This is a genomic window from Campylobacter sp. BCW_4323 (genome assembly GCF_001763115.1).
Taxonomy (GTDB): domain Bacteria; phylum Campylobacterota; class Campylobacteria; order Campylobacterales; family Campylobacteraceae; genus Campylobacter_D; species Campylobacter_D jejuni.
The window spans coordinates 1-4,473 of sequence record NZ_MJYC01000081.1 but is presented as its reverse complement, the minus strand read 5'-3'; the positions used below and the strand labels follow the sequence as shown (position 1 = coordinate 4,473).

Sequence of the window (4,473 nt, the reverse complement as noted above, 5' to 3'; positions counted from 1 at the left end):
ACTAATGGCTAACATTAAACACAATCCTAAAACTATTAAAAACTTTTGCATAAGAACTCCTTTAATTTACTCTGTATTTTTTGTCGTTTCAAACATCAATTATTTCCTTTTTAAAAAGTGCATTTTAACTCTCTTTTATTACCTTCTAAAAGATAAATGCGTGTTTTTGGATAGGTAGAATTCTCATCATTAAGAAATCTCCTGTTCCATAGAGTAATATAATTTTTTCCTTGAAATTCCATAACTCCATAAGTTAAATAGCTTAGTATAGGAATTTCAGAGTTAAATTCTGCTTGTTCTGGTATTCCTGAAATTTTATTGCTTGGCAGGGCATATGTATCAAATGCTATGCTAGGCACTTCATTAACCATTACAGTTTGATAACTAGTTTTTTCTCCATGAAAATGCAGATCATCTCCATAGATTTTACCACTTGCTTTTGCATCTAGCTTACCATTTTTATATATTGCAAGTGCACTAAAATATTCCCCTCGTGAAAGAATTACATTATCTAACACCCCATCATTATTAATATCAATTTTTCTTTTATAGACTCTAGGAGGACTGATAAAAAGACTTTTTTCTTTGATAGCTTTTGCCATTTCTTTTTTTATAATCTCTCTTTTTTCTGTGCAATAATGATAAAAAATGCCATATTGATTATTTGCTCCAAAAGCACAATAACCTATACTAAAGGGAGGATTGACAGATGGAGGAACTTCTTGCCATTTACTGTCATCACTCTCATATCTTCTTGCATATTCACATAATTCTTTATTGTTAGAATCTAGCACTTCTCCTAGAAGTTTAAGTAATTGTGTAATGCGCTCTTCATAAGCATCTTTTATAAAATCAACTTTATTTAAATTTTTAATAAATGCTCTTTGTGAATCTAAAAGATCTTTTAGCCTTTGCTCCTTATCAGCAAAATTAGAAATCTTTAATTCTTTTCTTAATTGTGTATAGACTTCACCCATATAGCGATCTAAATTCTGTAACTCCCCATCTTCATCATTGCATATTATCTTTTCAACTTCTGTGCTAGCTTTAGCACAATCAAAGCTAGGTTTGGCTTCTTTTGGAGATTGAGCATTAGCACTAATGGCTAACATTAAACACAATCCTAAAACTATTAAAAACTTTTGCATAAGAACTCCTTTTAATTTACTCTGTATTTTTTGTCGTTTCAAACATAATAACTACTCCTCAATGAAAATTCGTTTGGAGCTAGTTAAATGTGATTGCATAAAAAATTTTCTTAAAAATATACCAAAGGTAAAGAAATACCACAGATATACATTGTTAATAACTCCCATTCACAAGTAATGCAGATAATCAAAAATAATAAATAATATGAAAAAAGCCAAGCAATCCAAAAACTTTTTGAACATACAAACCCACAAAAGCTTTGAAATCTTATCAAAAATACTATACATACACAAAATATACCACCAAGAATCAATACAGGCAATGTAAAGACATATGCTAAAAACCCAAATCCATCAGTCATTATCTCGCCTCACTTTTTACTATAATCCTCAATAGATTCTTTGTATCCAAATTATTTGGAATCTTAATATTTTTAAATATTGGGCTTGTAATTATAAAATCACAACCAAGATTGAAATGTTTCTGTGTTTGTTGGTAGTCGTGGTTTTGATATATAAGTTTTTGTATTATGGTTTGTCCTTGCCTATCATAGATAAGATTCTATATAGAATCTTAGTAAAAAATGACTTATGATTTTTATAGAGGATATAGCTAAGGAGTAGTGCAATTATACTGGGAAAAACCACAACAAGAACATAAAAAGTTATAGTGCGAATCGCCTCATTTCTCTCATCGATTTTAAGATAATATCTATCACACCATGAGCTGATATAATATCCAATAGCATACATCATTACAAAAGAAAGGATAAGTAGTCCAATCCCAATAAAAAATGAAACGATATATCTGCCTAGTCTTTTTGTAAATGAAATCTTTTGCATATCAAAATAAGTATAGATAATAGCATAGAGTATAAAGGTAAGATGTATAATTTGCAAGATAATGGGGATTAAAAACATTTGAAAAATTTCAAAAAGGCTGATAATAGTTGTATCGACAAATATTACCCACATAGCTAAGTATAACAACGCTGAAGCTCCAATATGCAGAGTAAGATTCACATATTGAGGCTTATATTTATACAATAAAAGCGTCAGACAATAAAGGGGTAGAAAATAGTATGCAATAAGACTAAGCCCATATATAAAAGGCTCATAATCACCACCAGCAAAAAACATCTTACTTCCTCACTATAAAAGCAGTATCTTGCATTTGCGTATGACTAAAATCCATATCCAAAAATGTAGAGCTATATAAAAAGAAATCTAAGCCTAGATTAAAATACTGCTTTGTTTTTAGAAAGTCTGAATTATATAAGGGAAATAAGAATGATTTTGGTGAGGTATATTTAAAATGAAATTTTGTATTTCGGTATTGCATTATCGAATTATATAAATCAAATCCTACCTTCTCATAATCCCATGCCCCAATAAGCTGATCGCTACCATTATTATTAAAATTCACAGTATTAATGATAAAAGCACGCACCTTTTTGCACGCAGCATATAAAGAATGGTAATTATAGAATCTTGTAACTCTAGTGATTTGTATAAGGCTTGGTATATATAAGATATTAAAAGTCCCTGCAATAGAGTATAGAGCAAAATTCTGCTTGTATTTTGGGTTAGAGTGGAATTTATCTAAAACTTCTTTTTCATGTTGTATGGAGTTTTGCAATGGAAATGCATCAAATTTACTTAAGCCTAAATGCGGTAAAAACACATCATTTTTTATATCAAACCTTTGAAAATATAAACTATTATCGATAATATCTGATGGTTTTTGTAAGTCTTTTATAGCTCTATGAGTTTCTGCTAGAGTGCAATCAATGGTAATTTGTGGATAATCATTTATTCTTATAAGATAAGAGGCATTATAATTGGGTATTTCTTTATAAGCAAAGACTAATAGTGCTTTTTGCTCTTGTGTGTCTTTAGGGTTTGGTAGTTGCAAACTAAGAGATTTTCCACAATAAGCTTTGTTGTCTAAATGTCTATGAATGATAGAAGAAGATAATAGGGCTTTATCTTCTTCTTTTTCAATATAAAAACAATCTTTTAAAATTTCTTCATCAAATAAAGAACTTTCCTTTTTGTCATTAGTTAATTGGTTTTTGTTTAACTTATCTAAGGTGTTTTTATCCTGAATAAAAACATAACCCCATTTAATTTGCTCTTCTTTGATTTTTGTATCCTCATAAATAGCTTCAAATTCTACTATATCACCAAAAGTATAGAAATTACGCGCTATTTTTTCATTATTTTCTAAGGTAAATTCTTTGGATTTTAGCCTAATAGAGTTTATAGGGCCTTTATCTGCCTTTCTTTCAAATTTTATTTCACACCAATGCCCATACTCATAACTTCTTAATAAAAATCTATGATTATAGATGGGTTTGTTTTTATAAACACTAGATTGATTTAAAATTAATTCAAAGCTTTGTGCTTCTTTACTAAAAATTTCACTAGCATTTAAATGAGCTTCCCTCATTCTATTGGTTGTAAAAATAGTCTTTTTATTGCCCTGTGCTATTTCATAAAGCTTAAATTCTTGATTATGCAGAAGAATATTATTAGAACTTAAAAGCCTAATATTTAAACTATTTTTTTGATTAAGTGCTTCCATTACTCTGCCCTAAGCTCTCCACCTCTAACCACAAGTCCTTTAGAGTCTATAGTTACTTCAACTCCACCTGCTTTAATGATAACACAATCTCCCTTAGTAACAATTTGAGTATCGCCTACTTGATGGAGGATTTGATTACCTGCTTTTACTTCACAATCTGTTTGAAAGTCAAAAGTTGAATTATCTGATTCTAAAGAATATTGTTCCTCTACCTTTGTCTGCATGGAATTGGACTTTAAGGATGTATTATCTTGTATGTGGGCGGATAAATTTTGATGAACATTAAGGAAAAATTCTTTTTCTATTGTTTGGGTTAAAGACTTTTCTATTAATAATTTATTTTCTCCTTTCACATTCCTTGTCTCATCTTTATGGATAATAGTATTTTGATTAGCACCTATTTCTATGTCTTTGTTTTCTCCTACATATTCGCTAGAATTCTTAGATACTCTTACTTTATTATCTACTCCTACATTTAAGGTATTGCTTAATCCTACTATGGTATCTTTAGATAAGCCTACATTAGTTAAGTATTCTCCTCCTACATTGACATTTTTAGCTAAGTCTATGATTTGAGTATGAATCTTTTTAATCCTTTCATTATAAATTCCATCTACCTTAGAATCTTTATCATTTAAAATTCTTTGAGTGAAATTATGCTGGACTAATTCATCATAATCCTTTTGGGCTTTTAAATAAATTTGTTCTTTATCTTTTATATTTGAGAGGGTAAGTTCA

At 29.3% G+C, this 4,473-nt stretch carries 4 protein-coding genes; all 4 read right to left on the bottom strand.

All coding sequences use genetic code 11. The features are described 5' to 3' along the window. Positions 1 to 110: 110 nt before the first annotated feature. Positions 111 to 1,148 carry a lysozyme inhibitor LprI family protein gene (locus tag AJN60_RS08355; protein WP_070286247.1) on the bottom strand — a complete coding sequence of 346 codons (1,038 nt, stop codon included), beginning with the start codon at positions 1,146 to 1,148 and terminating at the stop codon, positions 111 to 113. Between the two features lie 528 nt (positions 1,149 to 1,676). Beyond that, positions 1,677 to 2,288 carry a hypothetical protein gene (locus AJN60_RS08350; protein WP_002861575.1) on the bottom strand — a complete coding sequence of 204 codons (612 nt, stop codon included), beginning with the start codon at positions 2,286 to 2,288 and terminating at the stop codon, positions 1,677 to 1,679. Position 2,289: 1 nt separating this feature from the next. Continuing rightward, positions 2,290 to 3,735, bottom strand: a complete 1,446-nt coding sequence (locus tag AJN60_RS08345; RefSeq protein ID WP_002861574.1) for a hypothetical protein — start codon at positions 3,733 to 3,735, stop codon at positions 2,290 to 2,292. Then, positions 3,735 to 4,473 (bottom strand): bacteriophage T4 gp5 trimerisation domain-containing protein (locus tag AJN60_RS08340; RefSeq protein ID WP_070286246.1); only part of this gene is annotated, 739 nt, incomplete at its 5' end. The genes AJN60_RS08340 and AJN60_RS08345, both read right to left, overlap by 1 nt.